Source organism: Streptomyces sp. NPDC045967 (genome assembly GCF_056430495.1).
Genome location: NZ_JBWKLE010000009.1, coordinates 91,847 through 115,486, shown reverse-complemented (window position 1 = coordinate 115,486; position 23,640 = coordinate 91,847). Strand labels below are relative to the sequence as shown.

Genomic DNA, 23,640 nt, shown 5'->3' with positions numbered 1-23,640 from the left:
GTGGGTCAGGCGTCGAGCGTGAGCTCGGTGCGGATGGCCGCCGTCAGCTGCTGGGCCATGGCCTGCGGGTTTTCGAGTGGCGCCGAGTGCGCGCCCTCGATGCTCCGGGTCACGAACGTGCCCCTGGTCAGTGCGGACCAGCCGTCCATCGTGCCCTCGGGCAGCACCGGGTCGGCCGTGGCCGACACCGCCGTGATCGGGATGTCCAGCGGAGCCCTGCGGTCGGCGTCCAGCATCAGCTGGTACCGGGTCCACATCGCGGAATCGTTCCGCAGGTTCTCCAGGTAGTCGGCGAAGACCTCGTCCTGGGCGAGGATCTCGTCGGGCAGCACACCCCGGAACATCTCGACCAGGCTGTGCGGCGCCGCGGTATCCCACAGAGTCGACACCTCCTGGAACCGCTTGAGCGCTTCCGGCGCCTCGCTGAACGGCGGCAGCGCACAGGCGACGACGAGGGACAGTTCCGGTCCCCCCGCCCTGCTGCCCAGCCGGTGGGCGATCTCCCATGCTCCGCATGCGCCCTGGCTGTGCCCGTACAGGACGGTCGGCACGTCGAGACGGTCCGACATCTCCGCCACGACCCGGTCGACGAGGACGTTCACATCGCCCACCGGTGCCTCCCCGCCGCGTCCCTCACGGCCGGGAACCCGGATGGCGAGCAGTTCCACGTCCTCGGGAAGGTGCGCGATGAGCGGGACGTGGGCGGTGGTCGTGCCCCCCATCCCCGCCATGCACAGGATCCGTGCCCTGGGCTGTCGCGCCGGCTTGAGCACCCGTACCCACTGGTCCTGCACGGCCTCGGTGACGGGCCGGCGCCCGGTGAGTTCGTCGACCAGGTGTTCCGCGATGCCCGCACAACTGCCGTGCCGGAACAGCACGTCCGTGCCGAGCGGCAGGGCGCTTCGCCTGGCGAGCCTGGCACGCAGGCCCACCGCCATCAGCGAGTCCATCCCGAGCTGCTGGAGCGGCTGTTCGGCGGGGACCTGCGCCACCCCGAGAGCAGCCGCGGCCTCGACGCGGACCAGTTCGAGCACCGTACGGAGCTGTTCGTCCCGGCCCATGCCCGCCAGCGACTCCCCCAGTCCGCTCTCCCGGCGCTCACCGGTCATCGCGGCGCGCGCCTCCGGGACGCCCAGCAGCAGCGGACGCCGCCGGGCCACGCAGAACGCGGGGGCGAAGCGGGACCAGTCGATGTCGGCAACTCCCAGCGCCACCCGGTCCGTTCCGAGCACCAGGTCCAGTGCGCTCAGTGCACGGTCGGGGGCCATCATGCGCAGACCCCGCAGCCGCAGCTGCTCCTCGACCTCCTCCGTCACCATGCCTCCGTCGGCCCAGCCACCCCAGTGCACCACGGTGGCCGTGCGGCCGCCCGCCACCCGGTGCCGGGCGAGGGCGTCCAGCGCGGCGTTGCCGGCCGCGTAGGTCGTCCCGCCGCCCGCCCCCCACAGACCGGCACCACTGCCGTAGAGGAGGAACGCGTCCAAGGGCCGGTCGCCGAGCAGTTCGTCCAGGTGCCAGGCGCCGGACACCTTCGCGGAGAGTTCCGCGGCGGCCCGGGCCCCGTCGAGCTCTGCCAGGAGCGTCATCCCGGCGACCCCCGCGAGATGCGCGACGACCGTCAGCGGCGGACCGTCGGCGTCGATCCGGTCGATCAGTTCGGCGACCTGCCTCCTGTCACCGACGTCGCAGGCGGCGGTCACGACCTCCGCCCCGGTCGCCTCGAGTTCCTCGCGGTACGGCGGGGGCACCTCACCGGAGCGGGAGGCGAGCACGACGCGTCGCGTCCCGCGTTCCACCAGCCAGCGGGCGAGTCGTCGGCCGAGGGCTCCCGTGCCGCCGGTGATCAGGGCGGTGCCGCTGGTCGTCCACGGCGACCGCGGTGCGGGCGCGGTGCGACGCAGCCTCCGCACGTACCGGCCGGCGGCGCGGAGCGCGATCTGGTCCTCGTCGTCACCGGCGAGAACGGCCCGGACGAGCTGCCCGGCCCAGTCCGGGTGCGGCTGTTCGGGCAGGTCCGCGGTACCGCCCCAGCCTTCGGGGCGTTCCAGTGCCGCGACCCGGCCCAGTCCGCTGATCAGCGCCTGCTCGGGACGGGTGACCGGATCGGCTTCGTGAACGCCGACGGCGCCCCTGGTGACCAGCCACACCGGGGTCCTCGGGTGGCTTGTTCCGAGTCCCTGCAGCAGTCGTACGGTTCGGAGGAAGCCCTGCCGCGTGCCGTCCTCGTCCAGGGGCGCCAGGACGATCACGCCCTGCAGCGCCGCCGGCAGGGAGGCCAGGTCGCCCGGATCGATGCCGGCCCGGTGCCTGCCGGCCCCTGCCTCGCGCAGGGCCGTCACCAGCTCCGTGGCGGGTGACGAGGCGTTCGCGTCCCCGAGGACGGCCCAGACTCCGGCTGCCGGTGCCGGGTGGGGCTCGGCGAGCTGCCAGACCTCCTCGTACAGCCAGTCGGCGATCTCGGCGTGGTCGTCGCGGCCCTCGTGCCAGCGCCGAAGCAACGGAAGCAGGCCCGCGACGCTGTCCTTGTCCTGCTCGGACGCGCCGAGCAGCTCGGCGAGCCGGTCCACCTCGCCCGCACCCACGGCATCCCAGAACCGCTGATCGGTGGTCTTGCGGCGAGCGGGTTCCTTCCAGTACCGCTGCCGCTGGAACGCGTAGCCGGGCAGGTCCGCCATGCGCCCGTCGGGAACGGCCGCCGACCAGTCGATGCCGACGCCGTGCGCGTGCAGGGCGCCCAGTGCGCGCTGGAGCCGGTCCAGGCCGCCCTGGTCGCGTTCCATGGTCGCCAGGACCACCGCGTCCTGATCGGCGCCGCCGTCGGTCAGCGGCATGGCCAGCACGGGGTGCGGGCTGACCTCGACGAACACCGTGTATCCGTCGGCGAGCAGCTCTTGCTGGGCGAGGTCGAGCCGTACGGGTTCGCGCAGGTTCCGGCACCAGTAGGCGGCGTCGAGTTCCTCGCCTGTGGCCCGCCGGCCCAGCACCGTGGAGTACAGCGGAATCCGGGCGGGGCGGGGACGCAGTGAGGCGAGCTGGTCCCGTAGTCCGGACAGCAGCTCGTCCATGTGCGAACTGTGCGATGCGCAGGCGGTGTTCAGCTTGCCGCACCACACGTCCTGGTCGTCCCACGCGTAGAGCAGCTCTTCCACGATCGCGCGGTCTCCCGAGATGACCGTGGATCGCGGTGTGTTCACCACGGCGACGGAGACGGCGTCCCCGTAGGGAGCCAGTGCCGCCTCGACTTCGGACACCGGGAGTTCCACCGTCGCCATCTCCCCGTCCGCGGACAGCGCGGCGAGGGCCGTGCTGCGTTCGGCCACGATCCTGGCGCCCTCCTCCAGGGTCAGGGCGCCGGCGACCACGGCTGCGGGGATCTCGCCCTGGCTGTGTCCGACCACGGCCTGTGCTTCCAGGCCCAGATCCCGCAGGGCCGCCGCCAGGCCGAGATACATGGTGAACAGCACCGGCTGGGCGACGTCCAGGCGGTCCCACGCGATGCGGTCCTCGTCCTGGAGCAGGTCGAGGACCGACCAGCCGGTCCAGGGGCGCAGTGCCTCGTCGCAGCGGGTGACCGTGTCGGCGAAGGCCGGGCTTTCGGTGAGCAGCCGCTGGGCCATGCCCGGCCACTGCGAACCCTGGCCGGGGAAGACGAACACGACCTTGCCCGGCCGTGCGGTGGCCAGGGTGACCGACGCGTCCGGCTGGTCACGGGCAATGGCGGTCAGGCCCTCGATGACCGAGGACAGATCGGGTCCGGCCACCGATGCGCGCTCGGCGAAGTGCTCGCGGCGCCGGGTGGTGGTCCAGGCCAGGTCGGTGAGGGTGGTGTCGGGGTGTTCGGTGAGCCAGTGGGCCCAATGCCGGGCCTGGTCCCTGAGCGCCTGCGGGGTGCGTCCGGAGAGGACCACCGGCGCCGCGGCCTGTGCCGGGGCGGGCTGTGCCGGGACGGGCTGCGGCGGTTGTTCCAGTACCAGGTGGGCGTTGGTGCCGCCGATGCCGAACGAGGACACTCCGGCGCGTCGGGTGCCCGGCCATTCCCGTGTGTCGTCGCTGATGCGCAGGACCGCCGGGTCCAGTCCCAGTTCGGGGTTGACGCGCTGGAAGTTGACGGTGGGTACGAGTTCGCCGTGGTAGACGCAGAGTGCCGCCTTGACCAGTCCGGCCAGGCCCGCGGCCACGTCGGTGTGGCCGATGTTGGACTTCACCGATCCGACCGCGCAGGGCTCCTCGCGGTCGGGGGTGAAGACCTCCTGGAGGGCCTGGATCTCGATGGGGTCGCCCATGGCGGTGGCCGTGCCGTGGGCTTCGACGTAGCCGATGTCGGCGGAGGAGAGCCCGGCGTCGGCGAGGGCGTCGGTGATGACGGCGGCCTGGCCGTTCACGCTGGGCGCGGTGAATCCGACCTTGTCCGACCCGTCGTTGTTGATCGCGCTGCCCCGGATGACGGCGTAGATCCGGTCCCCGGCCTCGACCGCGTCCGACAGCCGCCTTAGCACCACCGCCACCACACCGTTGGCGAGGACCGTGCCCGCGCCCTCGGCATCGAAGGGCCGGCAGTGTCCGTCCGGGGAGGCCACGAAACCTTCCTGGTACTGGTAGCCCTGTTCCAGGGGGAAGGTGAATGCGGAGGCGCCGACGAGTGCCACGTCGGATTCCCCGCGCAGTAGGCTCTGCCGGGCCAGGTGCGCGGCCACCAGCCCTGTGGAACACGCCGTCTGCACCGTCAGCGCGGGACCGCGCAGATTCAGCTTGTGCGCCAGGCGGGTCGCGAGGAAGTCGTTCTTGTTGCCGATCGCCGATCGGAACACCTCCGAGGCGTCCTCGGGATCACCCTGGTCATAGCCGCCGAAGCCGACTCCGCCGAAGACTCCGATGCGGCCGGGGTCGGCGCCGGGCAGGATGCCGGCGTTCTCCAGGCCCTGCCAGGCCGTTTCCAGGAAGAGCCGGTGCTGCGGGTCCATGTTCTCCGCTTCGGACGGAGTGCATCGGAAGAACTCGGCGTCGAAGAGGTCGGCGTCTTCCACGTATCCCTTGGCCGGGACGAACCCGGGATCGTCCAGGACGTTCCTGGGCACCCCGGCGTCCAGCAGTTCCCGGTCGGTGAAGCGTCGGATCGACTCCACACCGCCCCGCAGGTTCGCCCAGAACTGCTCCGCGTCGGCCGCACCCGGCAGGCGCAGGGCCACGCCCACGATCGCCACCGCGTCCTCGTCCGCACGCTCACGGGGCGCCGCCGCAGTCACCGTACGCGTGGCGTCACCGCGCAGGAATGCGCTGAGCCGGCGCACCGTGGGGTAGCGGAACAGCGTCGAGAGCGGAAACTCGCGGTCCAGGCCGCCGCAGACCAGCTCGTGGACCCGCAGCGCCGCCATCGACGTCCCGCCCAGATCGAAGAACCCCCGGTCCGGGTCCACCTGGGCCAGACCCAGTACCCGCGACCAGGCCGAGACCACCGTCTCCCACACCCGGTCACTCTCGCCGGCCGGTCCCGCGGGCTCCGGCTGCGCCTGCGGTGCGGGCAGTGCGGCCAGGGCCAGCCGGTCGATCTTGCGGTTCGGTGTGAGCGGCAGTGCCTCCTGCCGTACCCACCGCGCGGGCAGCATCGACACCGGCAGCCGCGCCGCGGCGTGCTCGGCCAGGGCCTGCTGGTCGGCGTCCCCGGAGTAGTACATCCACAAGGCAGCCGAGCCGGCGTCCTCACGCACCACCGCGGCAGCCTCCCGGACGCCGGTGCACCCGGCGACCACGGACTCGATCTCGCCGAGCTCGATGCGGTGTCCGGCCAGCTTCACCTGGTCGTCCACGCGGCCGCAGTACTCCAGTGAGCCGTCCTCGCGGTAGCGGACCACATCCCCGGTGCGGTACATCCGCCCCGCACCCGCGAACGGGTCCACCACGAACCGCTCGTCCGTCAGCGCGGGCCGGTTCCAGTAGCCCCGCGCGACACCACGCCCACCGATCCACAACTCACCGCGGCAACCGCGCGGTACCGGCTGCCGATGCCGGTCGAGAACGGCCAACCGGGTGTCGAGCACCGGCGATCCCAGCGAGACCGGCCCGGGCTCGACCCACCAGGTCGTCGACCAGACCGTGGTCTCCGTGGGCCCGTACATGTTGAGCACGTCGCCGCCACAGGTCCGCAGCAACCGGTCGGCCAGGGCGCGGTCGAGCGCTTCGCCACCGACCAGGAGCAGCCGCAGCCCACCGAGCAGCTCACGGCCTTCCGCGTCCGCCAGGAGCATCCTGGCCAGGGACGGCGTGCACTGCAGGTGCGTCGGCCCGTACTGCCGGTATCCGGCCCAGCCGCCGAGTTCTCCGCCGGCGATCACCACGCGGTAACCCCTGGTCAAGGTCCACAGCAGTTCGAGGCCGGAGATGTCGAAGGACACGCTGGTCACGGCGAGCCAGGTGCCGTCGGCGCCACCGCCGACGCGGTCGTCCATGGCCCTGCAGAAGCCGGCGAACTGCGCGTGCTCGACCACCACGCCCTTCGGGGTGCCCGTCGAGCCCGAGGTGTAGATGACGTAGGCCGGGTCGGACGGATCCGGCTGGACCGGCACGGCGCCGTCCGGTTCCCCGTGCTCGTCGGCGTCGGCGAACTCCCCCACCGACAGCACCCGCAGGCCGTCCGGCAGGACGTCCGCGAGGGAACCGTCCGAGATCACCACCTCCAGCCCGCTGTCGGACACCACATGGTCCAGACGCGCCTTCGGGTACTCCGGGTCCAGCGGAACGTAGGCGGCCCCGGCCATCCAGGTGGCGAGCATCGCCACCGGCAGATCGACCGTGCGGGGCAGGCAGAGACCGACCAGATCACCACGGGTCACGCCCAGTCCGGCCAGCTGCCGGGCGATGGCCCGGGCCTTCGCGGACACCTCCTGGTAGGTCAGCTCGCGTCCGTCCGACACCAGGGCCACCGCGTCGGGCATCCGCGCCGCCCGTTCCCGTATCAGCTCGTACGCGCTCTCCCCGCCGGGATCGGCCGCGACGTCGCCGCCGTGCTCGGCGAGCCACCGGCGTTCCGCACCGCAGAGGAGTTCGGTCTCCCGGACCGGACGGGCGGGCTGGGCGGCGAGCGATGCCAACAGGGTCTCGAAGTTGGCGACCATGCGGCGGGCCGAGTCCTGGTCCAGCACGTGGGACTGGAACTCCAGCTCGCCGCGCAGCACATCACCGTCGGCGGTCAGCGTGAGGCCCAGCTCGAACTTCGACGCGCCCCGGACGTTGCCGGACACGCTTCCCGTCGTGGGAAGCCGCCAGGCCGCCTCGCCCGTCCCGATCGTGGGGAACGCTGCGCCGCCGTAGTTGAACACCGCCCGGAACAGCGGGTTCTCCTCACCGGTCCGGTCACCGCCGGCGATGCGCACGACCTCGGTCAGCGGGACGCTCTGGTGCTCGAACACGCCCCGCACCCGGGTGTGCGTGCGGGCCAGGACGTCCTCGAAGGTCTCCGCCCCGGTCAGGTCGCAGCGCAGCGGCAGGGTGTTCGCCAGGAACCCGAAGGTCTCCGCGACCTGCGGCAACTCCCTCGCCGACCAGATCGTGCCGATGCTGAAGTCGTACTGGTCGGTGTACCGGGCGAGCAGCACCGCGAAGGCGCTGACGTACACGGTGTACCCGGTGACGGAGTTGCGTGCGGCCAGCTCGTCCAGTCGTGCCCGGAGCTCCGCGGGCACGGTGAAGTGCACGGCGTCGCCCTGGTCGTCCCGGTCGTCCTCGGCGACGTCCCGGGCGGGGAGTTCCAGGCGCTGCGAACCCTCGAGCTCGGAGGCGAAGTACTCGAGCGAACGCGCGAAGGCGCCCTGCTCGACGGATTCCTTCTCCCATCGTGCGTAGTCGCCGAGGTGGTAGCGGACTTCCGGGAGCTGGAGGGTGTCCTGCCCGGCAAGGGCCCGGTACGTCTCGTGCAGCTCGTTCAGCAGCAGGGACAGCGACCAGCCGTCGGTGATGGCGTGGTGCAGGGTGAAGCACAGGGTCCACACCTCGCCGGAATCCACCAGCAGGCAGCGGAACAAAGCCTCGGCGTTCAGCTCGAACGGTATCCGTTCCTCCGCACGCAGCATCCGGTCCAGCTCATCGGCGTCGGACACCCGCTCGTGCCGGAGCGGAACGGTGTACTGCGCGTGCACCACCTGGACCAGCTCGCCGTCGCGCAGTTCCAGTCCGGTGCGCAACGCCTCGTGCCGGTCCATCACCGTACGCAGCGCCCGCTCGAACGTCTCCGGGTCCAGGGGACGGTGCACCTCGAGCCGGAGAACGGCGTTGTACTGCGCGGAATCCGGGTGCATCCGCTCCAGGAACCACAGCCTGCGCTGGCCCTCGGTCGCCGGATGGACGTCGCGCCGCTCGGCACGTTCCATCGTCGGACCGGGAGGCGGCAGCTCGGAGAAGGCGTTGGCCAGCAGATACTCCACGACCGCTCGGGGCGTGGGGTGTTCGAAGGCGAGCGTGGACGGCAGCGGCGTACCGGTCACCTCGCTGAGCCGGTTGCGCAGCTGCAGGGCCATCATCGAGTCCAGTGCGCGCTCCTGGAACCGCTCGTCGACGGGCATGGGTTCGCTGAGTCCGAGAACGCCGCGGACCACCTCCTGCACGGCCTCCAGCACGGTGCGGGCACGTGCCGACTCGGGCAGTGCCGTCAGCCGGGCCGCCAGGTCCGCGGGGGGTGCCGGCCGTTCCTGCCGGGTACGGGCTCCGCCGTCGATCCAGTAGCTCTGCCGCTGGAAGGCGTAGCCGGGCAGGTCGACCGGGCGGCCGGGCGCGTCGAGGACCCGTGTCCAGTCCACCGCATGGCCGTGGGCGTGCAGTTCGCCGAGGCCGCGCACGATCTGCGCGAGGCCGCCGTGGTCCCGGCGCAGGCTGCCCACGACCACTCCGCCGCTGTCGGCGGTGAAAGCGGTCAGCGGGATGGCCAGCAGCGGATGCGGGCTGACCTCGGTGAACACGCCGAAGCCATCGGCACCCAGTGCGTCGAGCGCCAGGTCCATGCGTACCGGCTCACGCAGGTTGCGGCACCAGTAGCGGGCGTCCAGGGCCTCCCCGCCGATCGGCGCACCGGTGACCGTGGAGTACATCGGCAGCGTCGTCGCGCGGGGGCGCAGTCCGCCCAGCGCCGCTTCCACCTCGGGCAGCATGGGGTCGACCAGGCTGCAGTGTCCGGCCCGGTCCGCCTTGAGCCGGCGGGAGAACACGTCACGGTCCGCGAGCTTCGCGAGCAGGTCGTCCACCGCGTCCGCCGCGCCGGCCACCACCACCGAGCCCGGGGCGTTCACCACGGCCACCGACAGCGATCCGTCGTACTCGGCGAGCAGTTCCTCGACCTCGGTCAGCGGCAGTCCCAACAGGGCCATGCCGCCCGAGCCGCTCTCGATGCGCCGGAACGCCTGGCTGCGGACGGCGACCACCTTGGCGCCCTCCTCCAGGGTCAGCGCTCCGGCGAACACGGCGGCGGGCACCTCGCCCTGGCTGTGCCCGGCCACGGCCTGCGGTTCCAAGCCGAGGGACCGCCACACCTCCGCCAGGCCGAGTGCGACCGTGAACAGCGCGGGCTGGGTCACCTCGACGTCGTCCAGGCTCAGCCCGCTCGCCTCGGGGTCCCGGAGCAGTTCGAGGACCGACCAGCCGGTCCACGGGCGCAGTGCCTCGTCGCAGCGGGCGACCGTGTCGGCGAAGGCCGGGCTTTCGGCGAGCAGGCGCTGGGCCATGCCCGGCCACTGCGAACCGTGGCCGGCGAAGACGAACACGACCTTGCCGCGTTCTTCGGCCACCCCGGTGCACACCGCGTCGTCGCCCTGTCCCTCACCGAGCGCGGTCAGACCGCGCACCACCTCGTCCAGGTCATGGGCGAGGACGGCGGCCCGGTGCTCGAAGTGCCGGCGGCGCCGGGTGGTGGTCCAGGCCAGGTCGGTGAGGGTGGTGTCGGGGTGTTCGGTGAGCCAGTGGGCCCAGTGCCGGGCCTGGTCCCTCAGTGCCTGGGGGGTCCGTCCGGAGAGGACCACCGGCGCCGCGATCTGTGCCGGGGCGGGCTGGGCGGCCGGCTGCGGCGGCTGTTCCAGCACCAGGTGGGCGTTGGTGCCGCCGATGCCGAACGAGGACACTCCGGCGCGTCGGATGCCGGACCAGGCGCGTGTGTCGTCGCTGATCCGCAGGACCGCCGGATCCAGACCCAGTTCCGGGTCGACGCGCTCGAAGTTGACCGTGGGTACGAGTTCGCCGTGGTAGACGCAGAGCGCTGCCTTGACCAGCCCCGCCAGGCCCGCGGCCACGTCGACGTGGCCGATGTTGGACTTCACCGATCCCACCGCGCAGGGCTCCTCGCGGTCGGCGGAGAAGACCTCCTGGAGGGCCTGGACCTCGATCAGGTCGCCCATGGCGGTGGCCGTGCCGTGGGCTTCGACGTAGCCGATGTCGGCGGAGGAGAGCCCGGCGTCGGCGAGGGCGTCGGTGATGACGGCGGCCTGGCCGCTCACGCTGGGCGCGGTGAACCCGACCTTGTCCGACCCGTCGTTGTTGATCGCGCTCCCCCGGATGACGGCGTAGATCCGGTCCCCGGCCTCGACCGCGTCCGACAGCCGCCGCAGCACCACCGCCACCACACCGTTGCCCACCACGGTGCCCTGGCGGTCGGCGTCGAACGCGCGACAGGAGCCGTCCGGGGAGAAGACGAAGCCTTCCTGGTGGTAGTAGCCGTACTCCAGGGGGAAGGTGAGGGCGGAGGCGCCGACGAGTGCCACGTCGGATTCCCCGCGCAGCAGGCTCTGCCGGGCCAGATGCGCGACCACCAGCCCCGTGGAACACGCCGTCTGCACCGTCAGCGCGGGACCGCGCAGATTCAGCTTGTGCGCCACCCTGGTGGACACGAAGTCGGACTTGTTCCCGAGGAGATTGCGGTAGAACTCGTGGAGTTCGGTGATCTCGTCGCCGCGCACGCTTCCGCTGTTGTAGCCGCCGAATCCGGCGCCGGCGAAGACTCCGATGCGGCCGGGGTGGGAACCGGGCAGGATGCCGGCGTTCTCCAGGCCCTGCCAGGCCGTTTCCAGGAAGAGCCGGTGCTGCGGATCCATGTTCTCCGCTTCGGACCGCGAGTAACCGAAGAACTCGGCGTCGAAGAGGTCGGCGTCCTGCACGTATCCCTTGGCCGGGACGAACCCGGGATCGTCCAGGACGTTCCTGGGCACCCCGGCGTCCAGCAGTTCCCGGTCGGTGAAGCGGCGGATCGACTCCACACCGCCCCGCAGGTTCGCCCAGAACTGCTCCGCGTCGGCCGCACCCGGCAGGCGCAGGGCCACGCCCACGATCGCCACCGCGTCCTCGTCCGCACGCTCCCCGGCCGGCGCGGCCGCCGGCGACGGCGCAGTCGCAGTCGCAGTCGCCGCACGCGTGGCGTCACCGCGCAGGAACGTGGTCAGCTGGCGCACCGTGGAGTGGCGGAACAGCGTCGCGAGCGGAAACTCGCGGTCCAGACCGTCACGGATCAGCTCGTGGACCCGCACCGCTGTCAACGACGTGCCGCCCAGATCGAAGAAGCCGCTGTCCGGGTCCACTTCGGCCGGCTCCAGCTCCAGTACCTGCGACCAGGCCGAGAGCACCGTCTCCCACACCCGGTCACCCTCGGCGACCGGTTCCGCGGACCGCGGCTGCGGCTGCGGCTCCGGCTGCGTCGCGGGCAGCGCGGCCGGTTCCGACGTCACGTCGTCGCCGTGCCGCCGGAACCAGCCCACTTCCTCGGCGTGGCGCAAGGGCAACCGGCTGACCGGCAGAGCACCGTCCCGGACGAAGGAGTCCAGCAGGGTCTCGAAGTTCGCGACCATGCGCTGTGCGGATTGCCGATCCAGTACGTGCGACTGGAACTCCAGCTCCCCGCGCAGTCCCTCCGCGGCGGGTGCCAGGCTCATGGTCAGCTCGAACTTGGCGGTCCCCGCGACGTTGCCGGTGAAGAACCCGGCGTACGGCTGCCACGTGCCGTCGTCCGGCTCGGCACCCAGGCCGTAGTTGAACACCGCCCGGAACAGCGGGTTCTCCTCGCCGTTGCGCTCGGCGTCGACGACCTTGACCACTTCGGACAGCGGCACGTTCTGGTGTTCCATCACCCCGAGCACGCGGGACTTCATCGCCGACAGCAGATCAAACACGTTCGGGTCAGCGGAGAGATCACAGCGCAACGGCAGTGTGTTGGCGAGGAAACCGACGATCTCCGCCGCCCCGGACAGGTCGCGCCCGGACCACACCGTGCCGATGCTGAAGTCCCGCTGGTCGCTGTACCGGGAGAGCAGCACCGCGAAGGCGCCGGCCAGCACCGTGTACAGGGTGACCCCCGCATCGGAGGCGAGCTCCTCCAGCTCGCCCCGAAGGGCGTCGGACACGGCGAATCCGACCTTGCCCGCGCCGGAGTCCAGGTCGCTGCGGGGCAGTTCCAGACGCGGGGCCCCGGCCAGTTCGTTCCGGAAGAACCCGAGTCCCGCCTCGAAGCCTCCCTGTTCGAGGGAGTCCCGCTCCCAGCCGGCGTAGTCGCCGAGGTGCACGAGCGCTTCGCTCCCGCTGTCGGGAACGCGGCCCGCGCAGAACTCGCCGTACGCGGCGAACAGCTCGTGCAGCATCATGACCAGCGACCAGGCGTCGATGATCGCGTGGTGCAGGGTGAAGCAGACCACCTGTTCGTCCGCGGCGGTCAGCACGAGGCAGCGCAGCAGGACGGGGCCGGACAGGTCGAAGGGCGTCTCGGCCTCGCCCCGGATCCGGTCGGCCAGCTCCTCGGAACCGGCCACCTCCTCGAAGCGCAGCGGGGCGGCGAACTCCTCGTACACCACCTGGACCAGCTCACCGTCGCGGCTCTCCAGGCCCGTGCGCAGTGCCTCGTGCCGCCGCACCACGAACTCGACGGCGGAGGCGAACGCTGCGCGGTCCAACGGTTCGGCGACCCGGACCGGCATCGTCACGTTGTACTCGGCCGTGCCGGGACGCATCTGCTCCAGGAACCACAGCCTGCGCTGCCCCTCGGTCGCCGGATGGACACCGCGCCGCTCCCCGCGTTCCACGCGCTTCACGCGCTTCACGCGCGCCCGGCCCGTGTCGTCCCCCGGGTCTCGTAGGCAGCCGCCCAGGTACTCCGCCAGGCGGGCGGGCGTCGGGTGATCGAACACGGCCGTCGCGGGCAGGGACAGTCCGGTCTCGGCCGACAGCCGCCGGCGCAGTTCCACGGCCATCAGGGAGTCCAGCCCGAGTCCGGTGAACTCCGCCTCGGGGTGGATCTCGTCGGAGCGGCCCAAGGCCACGGCCGCTTCACGCCGTACGAGATCAACCAGTGCGCGGATGCGTTGTGCCTCCGGCAGGGCGGACCAACCGGTGTCGACGCCGGCCGTCCGGGTGTCCGCCAGCCTCCGCATCCGGGTCCGGCGCCGCAGCAGCGGCGAGCGGGCGTCCTCGGCCCCGGACAGATCGACCCGGAGGGGGACGAGATGCGCCCGCCGGCTGGTCAGCGCGGTATCGAGGGCCCCCAGTGCCTGCGCACCGGTCAGCGCGGCCACTCCCTGCCTGCGCATCCGTGCCAGTTCCGCCTGACCCAGGTGCGCGGTCAACCCCGTACCGGCCTGCTCCCACAGTCCCCAGGACAGGCTCAGGCCGGGAAGTCCCTGCCGGCGCCGCTCGAGCACGAGCGCGTCCGCGAACGCGTTGGCCGCCGCGTAGACACTCTGCCCAGGGCTTCCGAGGACACCCGCGGCGGACGAGAACACCACGAACCAGGTCAGTGGACGGTCCGCGGTCAGCTCGTGCAGCCACCATGCCGCGCGTGCCTTCGGCGCCCAGACCCGTTCCAGACGCTCCGGGGTCTGGTCCGCGAGCAGTCCGTCGTCGAGTACGCCGGCCAGATGCCACACGCCGCTGAGATCCGTGACGGACTCCACGAGTCCGGCCAGCTGGTCGCGGCTGGTGACGTCGCAGGCCACCACGCGCACGCTCTCGGCCCCGGCGGCGGTCAGCTCGGCGACCAGCTCGTCGGAACCGTCCGCTGCGTCACCCCGGCGGGAAGCCAGTACCAGCGTGCGCACTCCCCATGCGCTCACCAGGTGCAGGGCGACCTGCCGCCCCAGTTCACCGGTACCGCCGGTGATCAGCACCGTGCCCCGGGCTCGCTCCGCATCAGGCGTGTCGGCGGCAGGCGCCGTGCCGCCGTCCGCGGATGCCGTGTCGCGCGGGGAGAACCGGACCAGCCGGGGAACCCGTACCGTACCGCCGCGGACCACCAACTCCGGCTCGGGGACGGTCAGCGACGCCAGCACCCTGTCCGGATCGGCGTCACCGTCCACGTCCACCAGCCGCACCGGATGTCCCTCGGCGCGCGCCGCACGCAGCAGACCCCACAGGGGCGCCGATGTCAGGTCGACGGTGTCGCCCTCGTCGACGGACACGGCCCGACGGGTCACCCAGACCAGTTCGGTCCCGGCCGGCCGTGGATCGGCCAGCAGCTCCCCCGCTTGGATCAGTGCCGCCGCGGTGCATTCCTCCGGGGTACCGGTGGGTTGCGTGGCATCCACCACGATGCGGGAAGGAACCGGTCCGCTCCCTGCGTCCAGCGTGGGCAGTCCGAGCGCGGCCGCGAGGGGACCAGCGGTGATCACGGTGTCCGCCGGCTCGGCAGCGGGCGCCGGGCATTCCTGGAACTCCAGCCGGTACAGGTGCTGCTGCGCCGCCGTCCGCAGGCCTTCCGCGCTCGCCTCCCGGAGGCGAAGGCTCGCCGTGACGACCAGGTCCCCGTTCTCGTCCGTCACGCACAGCTCGGCCTGCGAGCGCGTGCTGTCGAGGCGTACGCGCACCCGCGCGACCGAGGCCCCGGTCGCGTACAGCCGCGCGTCGTTCCACTCGAACGGCAGCAGGACCCGCTTCCCTCGCCGCGCGTCGTCGGCTTCCTCAGCGGTGAGGATCGTGTGGAGCGCGGCATCCAGGAGGGCGGGGTGGATCCCGAACCCTTCGGGTCGCAGGCTCTCCGGAAGGCGAAGGACGGCGTAGAGCTCGTTGCCCTGTCGCCACAGGGCGCTGAGGCCCTGGAATGCGGGGCCGTAATCGAGTCCGCGCTCGCTGAAGCGCTCGTAGAACCCGTCCAGGGACACGTGGTGCGCGGACTCGAGGGCCGCCGCCCAGTCGACGGATTCGGGTTCGCGCGTGGGCGTGACGTGGGTGAGCTGGGCGATGGCGTGCGTCGTCCAGGGGGTGTCGGGGTGGGTTTCGGGGTCGGGATGGGTGTGGACGGTGGCCTGGCGGTGCCCGTTGCCGTCGATGTCGGTGACGGCGATCTGCAGGCGCAGCGGCCCGGACTCGGGCAGGACCAGGGGGGTGGTGAGGGTCAGGGTGTCCACGGCGGTCGCGCCCACCCGTTCGGCGGCGGCGAGGACCATGTCCAGGATCCCGGTGCCGGGCAGCAGTACCGTGCCGAACACGCGGTGGTCGCGCAGCCAGCGCTGGCCGCCGTCGGCGGCGTCGATCGTGCCGGTGAGGACCAGGCCGTCGCCGGAGGCCAGCGGTGTCGCCAGCGTGAGCCACGGGTGGCCCGTCCCGTCCGCGCCCCGACCCGAGGCGTCCGCCGCAGTGGTGCGGGGGGCGGGGAGCCAGTAACGCTGACGGTCGAAGGCGTAGGTGGGCAACTCACTCGCCGGGGAGGCCCGGTGGATGAGCCGGTGCCACGGCCAGGCGTCTGCGTGGGCGAGTCCGGCGCGGACCCACGAGGAGAGGACGTCGGTGGTGTCGGCCTGGTCCCGGTGGGCGGTGGCGACGGCCACTCCCCCGTGGTGCCGGGTGATCTCGTCGAGGGCCATGGCCATGACGGGGTGGGGGCTGACTTCGATCCAGGTGTGGTGGCCGTCGGCGGTGGCGGCCTGGCTGGCCTGGTCGAACCGGACCGGCCGGCGCAGGTTGGCGCACCAGTAGCCGGCGTCCATCTCGGTGCCGTGGATCAGGCGGCCGTGGACGGTGGAGTAGAGCGGGATCCGCCCGGCTGTCGGCTGGAGGCCGGCCAGTTCCTCGGCCAGGGCGGGCAGGAGGGCGTCCATGTGCGCGCTGTGGGAGGCGTAGTCCACCTGCACCCGGCGGGCGAACACGTCCTCGGCCTGCAGTCGGGCGAGGAGGGTGTCGAGGGCGTCGCTGTCTCCGGAGATCACGGTGGATCCCGGGGTGTTGACCGCGGCCACGGACAGTTCGGTGCCGGTGAGGCGCTCGGTGATCCAGTCCACGCCGCGTTCGACGACGGCCATGCCGCCCTGCCCGCTGCAGGTGGCCACGGCCCGGGAGCGGGCGGCGACGATCTTCGCGCCCTGTTCGACGGTGAGGACTCCCGCGACGACCGCGGCGGCCACTTCGCCCTGCGAATGCCCGATCACGGCCTGCGGGGTGACGCCCATGGACTCCCACCACGCGGCCAGGCCCAGGCTCATCGCGAACAGCGCCGGCTGTACTTCCTCCACCCCGGACAGGGGGCGCCGCCCGGTGAGGACCTCGGTGACCGACCATCCCGTCCAGGGCAGCAGGGCCGCGTCGCAAGCCGCCACGGTCTCGGCGAACACCGGCGCCTGCTCGTACAGGGCCCGGCCCATGCCCTCCCACTGCGACCCCTGGCCCGGGAAGACCCACACACCGCCGGAACCGGCCCCGTGGAGGACCCCTGCGCCCGGTCCCTCGGCAGGGGTGATCACGCCGGGCGCGTCGGTCCCCTCGGCGAGCGCTTCGAGGCGGCTGATGGCCTCGTCGCGGGTGGTGGCCAGTACCGCGCCCCGGTGGTCGAACCAGCTGCGGTGCCACAGGGCCGTGGACGCCACCTTCGGCAAGGACACGTCCGGGTTCTCGCGCCACCATTCGGCCCACCGCCGGGCCTGCGCCCGCACGACACCGGCGTCCCGGCCCGACAGCACCACCGGGAACACGCCCTCCGCCGCGGCCTGCTCGGTGACGGCCTGCTCGGTGACGGCATCTACGGCAGGGGCCTCCTCGAGAACGAGATGGGCGTTGGTCCCGCTCAGTCCGAACGACGACACGCCCGCGCGCCGCACCCGGGACTCCTCCCGCGGCCAGGAGCGCGCCTCGCCCAGCAGCTCAAGACCGCTGCCCTCCCATGGGACGTGCGGGCTCGGCTCCTGCGCGTGCAGCGTCGCGGGCAGCTGTTCGTGCTGCAGCGCGAGCACCATCTTCATCACGCCGATCACGCCCGCGGCGGCCTGGGCATGACCGATGTTCGACTTCGACGAGCCCAGGTACAGCGGCCGCTGCGCGGACCGCCCCGGCCCGAAGACCTCGGCGAGAGCGCCCGCCTCGATGGGGTCACCGAGTGGGGTGCCGGTGCCGTGCGCCTCGATCGCGTCCACGTCCGCGGGGGAAAGCCCCGCGCGCGACAGGGCCTGCTGGATCACTCGCTGCTGCGAGGGCCCGTTCGGAGCGGTCAGCCCCTGGGAGCGGCCGTCCTGGTTCACCGCGGAGCCGCGGATGACCGCCAGCACCCGGTCCCCGGCCGCCCGGGCGGCCGACAGCCGCTTCAGGACGAGCACGCCGCAGCCCTCGGACCAGCCGGCCCCGTCCGCATCGGCGGAGAAGCTCTTGCACCGCCCGTCGGCGGCCATGCCCCGCAGCCAGGAGAACTCCACGAACAGCGAAGGCGTCGACATCACGGTCACGCCACCGGCCAGTGCGACGTCGCACTCGCGCTGCCGCAGTGCCGTCACCGCCAGGTGCAGGGCCACCAGCGACGACGAACACGCCGTGTCCACCGTGACCGCCGGGCCCTGCAACCCCAGCGCGTACGACACCCGACCCGACAGCACACTGCCGGCACTGCCCATGGAGCCGTATGCGTCGAGCGCACTCAGGTCATGCTTGTGGAAGCGGTCGTAGTCCGACCCCATCGCACCGAGGTACACGCCGGTGTTGCTGCCCTCCAGGGTTTCGGGGCGCAGTCCGGCGCGCTCGAGAGCCTCCCACGAGGCTTCCAGCACGAGCCGTTGCTGCGGGTCCATCGCCTGCGCCTCACGCGGCGGGATCCCGAAGAACCCGGCGTCGAATTCCTCGACGTCCCGCAGGAATCCGCCCGTACGCGCATAGCTCTTGCCCACGGCCTCCGGATCGGGGTCGTACACGTCCCAACCGTCCCACCGCGACGGGAACCCCTCGATCGCGTCCCCACCCGAGGACAGCAACTGCCAGAACTCCTCCGGAGTGCCCACCCCGCCCGGCAGCCGGCACGCCATCGACACGATCGCCACCGGATCGTCGTCCTCGCCCGCATCGCGGACGACAGCCTCGGAGGGCCGCATCGCCTGTGACAGGTCCATCCGTTCCAGGAGGAACTCCGCCATGGCGGCCGGGGTCGGGTAGTCGAACGCCAGCGTCGCCGGCAGGGCGACCTCGGTTTCCTGCGAGACCCGGCGCCGCAGTTCCACGGCCATCAGCGAGTCGAGGCCGAGCTCCCTGAGCACCTGCTGCGCCGACACCGCATCCTCGTCCGGAAGGCCGAGCACGCCCGCCGCCGCCGACCGCACCAGCAGCGTCACCGACTCCCGCCGCTGGTCGCCGGTCATCGCCGCGAGCCTGCCGCGCAGGTCCGAGGGCGCCTCGCCGGCGTTCACCCGCCGCAGGCGCGGCCGGACCATGCCGCGCAGCAGCGCGGGCACCTCGTCCTGACCGCGGCGCAACGAGGCCAGCCCGAGGCGGACGGGAACCAGATGTCCCTGCGCATCCGTCGCGAGCGCCGCGTCCAGGGTCCGCAGCCCCTCATCCACGGACAACGGCTCGACGCCCATGCGCCGGATCCGGGTCAACTCGGCCCGGCCGAGGCGCGCGGTCAGACCGACACCCGCCTGTTCCCACAGTCCCCAGGACAGGCTCCTGGCAGGCAGACCCGCGTGCACGCGCCATACGGCGAAGGCATCGAGGAACGCGTTCGCCGCGGCGTACGTGCTCTGGCCGGCGCTTCCGAGCACTCCGGCGAGTGAGGAGAACAGTACGAACTCGGAGAGCGAGTGCTCCCGGGTGAGTTCGTGCAGATGCAGCACGGCGTCCAGCTTCGGAGCCAGTACGCGGTCCAGCCGCTCGGTGGTCTGGTCCGGCAGCAATCCGTCGTCCAGCACACCGGCCAGGTGCCATACCGAGTCCAGATCGTCGATGGAGCCGATCAGAGCGGCGAGGGCTTGCCCGTCGGCGACGTCACAGGCAGCGATCCGTACGCTGCCGGCCCCGGCCCCGGTGAGTTCGGCGGCGAGGTCGGCGGCCCCCGGGACCCGCTCGCCCTGACGCGAGGTCAGCACGAGACGCCGGACCCCACGGGTGCGCACCAGATGCCGGGCGAGCTCCCTGCCCAGCTCACCGGTTCCTCCGGTGATCAGTGCCGTTCCCCCGGACAACGGAGTTCCGGGGGTGGCATCCTGCGGCTCCGGGTCGACGGCGACCAGCCGCGCGACCCGGATCTCTCCTCCCCGTACCGCGATCTCGGGCTCGTCCGTGACGGACACGGCCCTGGGGAGCGCGGTGATGTCCTCTGCTCCGGGACCGGCGTCCACCAGGCGCAGCGATCGCCGCGGGTGCTCGGCGCGCGCGGCACGGACCAGACCCCACAGCGGGGCGTGCACCAGGCCGTCGACGCCCTTGCCCGGCTCGGCCGGTACGGCCTGACGGGTCACCCAGACCAGTTCGGTCCCGTCCAGCCGGGACTCGGCCAGCAGAGCCTGCACCACGTGCAGTGCGGTGGCGGTGGCCGCGTGCACCGCGTCCGCCAGATCACCCGGGTCCTGCGTGGTGCTGTCGACGACGAGGCGGGCCGGGGGCTCCTCGCCGGCGTCGAGCCGGGCGCGCAGCTCGTCCACGCCGATGACCGGCCGTCCGCCGATCACGTCGGCGAGATCACCGGCGCCGCCGAGGACCCAGGTCCGGGCAGGTGCCTCGCGCAGCGTGCGGGGAAGCCGGAAGTCGAGCCGGTAGAGGTGGCCGGCCGTGCGCTGCCGCAGCTGCTGTGCGGTCGCCGGACGCAGAGCGAGCCCGTCCACGTAGGCGACGGGCCGGCCGTGGGCATCCGCCATCCACAGCCGGGCCTCGGATGATGCGGGATCCCGCTCGATCCGGACGTGGAGTTCGCTCGCCCCGGTTGCGTACAGCTCCGCCCCGGTCCACTCGAAGGGGAGCGGCACCCGTCCGGTGTCGGCGTCCAGCACCGAGATCGCGTGCAGCGCCGCGTCCAGCAGCGCCGGATGCACCGCGAAGCCGCCTGCCGCCGCGCTCTCGGCTTCGGCCTCGGGCAGGCGGACCACGGCGTAAGCGGTGTCGCCGCTGCGGGAAAGCTCCACCAGACCCCGGAAGGCGGGTCCGTAGTCGATTCCGCGCTCGCGCAGCCGGTCGTAGAACCCGTCCAGATCCACTGGCGTGGTGCCCGCCACCGGCCGGCTCCGGAGTTCGCCGAACTCGTGGCCGTCGGTGTCGCCGACGGCCAGGTGGGTGAGTCGGCCGGTGGCGTGGGTGGTCCAGGGCGTGTCGGGGTGGGTGTCGGGGCCGGGGTGGGTGTGGACGGTGACCTGGCGGTGCCCCTGGGCGTCGGTGCCGGTGACGGCGACCTGGACGCGCAGCGCGCCGGTTTCGGGGAGGGCGAGGGGGGTGGTCAGGGTGAGGGTGTCGATCCCGGTGGCGCCCACGCGTGCGGCGGCGGTGAGGACCATGTCGAGGATCCCGGTGCCGGGCAGGAGCACGGTGTCGAACACCTTGTGGTCGCTGAGCCAGCGCTGTCCGGGTGCGGTGGCGTCGATCCTGCCGGTGAGGATGAGGCCGTCGTCGCCGGCCAGGGGGGTGGAGAGCGTGAGCCAGGGGTGGTCGAGCCCGTCCGCGCCCCAGGCCGAGGGGTCGGCCGGGGTGCCGCCGGGGGTGGGGAGCCAGTACCGTCGGCGGTCGAAGGCGTAGGTGGGGAGGGCGGTTTCCACCGGCGTCCGCGGCACCGCGCGCTCCCACGGCCACCCGTTGCCCCGGGCGAGTCCGGCGCGGACCCAAGCGGACAGCACGTCGGTGGTGTCGGCCTGGTCCCGGTGGGCGGTGGCGACGGTGGTTCCACCGTGCTGCCGGGTGATCTCGTCGAGGGCCATGGCCATGACGGGGTGGGGGCTGACTTCGACCCAGGTGTGGTGGCCGTCGGCGGTGGCGGCCTGGCTGGCCTGGTCGAACCGGACCGGCCGGCGCAGGTTGGCGCACCAGTAGCCGGCGTCCATCTCGGTGCCGTGGATCAGGCGGCCGTGGACGGTGGAGTAGAGCGGGATCCGCCCGGCTGTCGGCTGGAGGCCGGCCAGTTCCTCGGCCAGGGCGGGCAGGAGGGGGTCCATGTGCGCGCTGTGGGAGGCGTAGTCCACCTGCACCCGGCGGGCGAACACGTCCTCGGCCTGCAGTCGGGCGAGGAGGGTGTCGAGGGCGTCGCTGTCTCCGGAGATCACGGTGGATCCCGGGGTGTTGACTGCGGCCACGGACAGTTCGGTGCCGGTGAGGCGCTCGGTGATCCAGTCCACGCCGCGTTCGACGACGGCCATGCCGCCCTGCCCGCTGCAGGTGGCCACGGCCCGGGAGCGGGCGGCGACGATCTTCGCGCCCTGTTCGACGGTGAGGACTCCCGCCACCACCGCGGCGGCCACTTCGCCCTGCGAATGCCCGATCACGGCCTGCGGGGTGACGCCCATGGACTCCCACCACGCGGCCAGGCCCAGGCTCATCGCGAACAGCGCCGGCTGTACTTCCTCCACCCCGGACAGGAGGCGCCGCCCGGTCAGGACCTCGGTGACCGACCACCCCGTCCAGGGCAGCAGGGCCGCGTCGCAAGCCGCCACGGTCTCGGCGAACACCGGCGCCTGCTCGTACAGGACCCGGCCCATGCCCTCCCACTGCGACCCCTGGCCGGGGAACACCCATACGCCCCCGGGGCCTGCCTCCTGGAGGGCCTCGTCACCCGGCGTCTCGAGGGGAGCGATCACTCCGGTGGCATCAATGCCGTCGGCGAGGGCTTCCAGCCGGGCGATGGCCTCTTCGCGGGTGGAGGCGAGGACGGCGCCGCGGGAGTCGAACCAGCTGCGGTGCCACAGGGCCGTGGAGGCGACCCGGTCCAGGGACGCCTCGGAGTGCTCGCGCCACCACTGGGCCCAGCGCCGGGCCTGCGCCCGCACGACACCGGCGTCCCGGCCCGACACCACCACCGGGAACACCCCGCCGCCGGCGGCGCCGGCCTCGGGCCCGGAGACCTCCTCGGGCTCCTCCGGGGATCCCGTGCGCGCCGGTGCCTCCTCGAGGATCAGATGGGCGTTGGTCCCGGACAGGCCGAACGACGACACGCCCGCGCGCCGAGGCCGGGACTCCTCCCGCGGCCAGGAGCGCGCCCCGCCCAGCAGCTCGAGGCCGCTGCCCTCCCATGCGATGTGCTCGCTGGGGCGCTCGGCGTGCAGACTCGGGGGCAGCTGTTCGTGCTGCAGCGCGAGCACCATCTTGATCACGCCGGCCACGCCCGCGGCGGCCTGGGCGTGACCGATGTTCGACTTCGACGACCCCAGGTACACCGGCCGCTGCGCGGACCGCCCCGGCCCGAAGACCGCCGCCAGCGCCCCGGCTTCGACCGGGTCGCCCAGGGGGGTGCCGGTGCCGTGTGCCTCGATCGCGTCCACGTCCGCGGGGGAAAGCCCCGCGCGCGACAGTGCTTCCTGGATCACCCGCTGCTGCGAGGGCCCGTTCGGAGCGGTCAGTCCCTGGGAGCGGCCGTCCTGGTTGACGGCCGATCCGCGGATCACGGCCAGCACGCGGTCCCCGGCCGCCTGCGCGGCCGACAGCCGCTTCAGGACGAGCACGCCGCAGCCCTCGGACCAGCCGGCCCCGTCCGCATCGGCGGAGAAGCTCTTGCACCGCCCGTCGGCGGCCATGCCCCGCAGCCGGGAGAACTCCACGAACACCGAGGGCGTCGACATCACGGTCACGCCACCGGCCAGTGCGACGTCGCACTCCCGCTGCCGCAGTGCCGTCACCGCCAGGTGCAGGGCCACCAGCGACGACGAACACGCCGTGTCCACCGTCACGGCCGGGCCCCGCAGCCCCAGCGCGTACGACACCCGCCCCGACAGCACACTGCTCGCCCTGCCGGTGTTGACGTATCCGTCCTGGTCCCCGAGACCGTGCCCCACGCTGCCGTAGTCGCCGTTCATCGTGCCGAGGTACACACCGGTGTTGCTGTTCTCGAGGGCTTCGGAGGGGTATCCGGCCCGTTCGAGGGCTTCCCAGGAGGTTTCCAGGACGACCCGCTGCTGCGGGTCCATCGCCTGCGCCTCACGCGGCGGGATCCCGAAGAACCCGGCGTCGAACTCCTCGACGTCCCGCAGGAATCCGCCCGTACGCGCATAGCTCTTGCCCACGGCCTCCGGATCGGGGTCGTACACGTCCCAGCCGTCCCACCGCGACGGGAACCCCTCGATCGCGTCCCCACCCGAGGACAGCAACCGCCAGAACTCCTCCGGAGTGCCCACCCCGCCCGGCAGCCGGCACGCCATCGACACGATCGCGACCGGCTCCGTCAGTTGTGCCTCCAGATCGGTGGCCCGCCGCTTGAGCTCCCGGATCGCGGGCAGGGCGAGTTCCAGCCGATTCTGTTCAGACATCAGGGATTCCTTC

The 23,640-nt window shown here is 72.5% G+C and carries 1 pseudogene; it reads right to left on the bottom strand.

The window, feature by feature from the left end:
- Positions 1-5: 5 nt before the first annotated feature.
- Positions 6-23,540: pseudogene (locus AC07FY_RS19420) on the bottom strand (amino acid adenylation domain-containing protein); the annotation flags it as partial.
- Positions 23,541-23,640 lie beyond the last annotated feature (100 nt).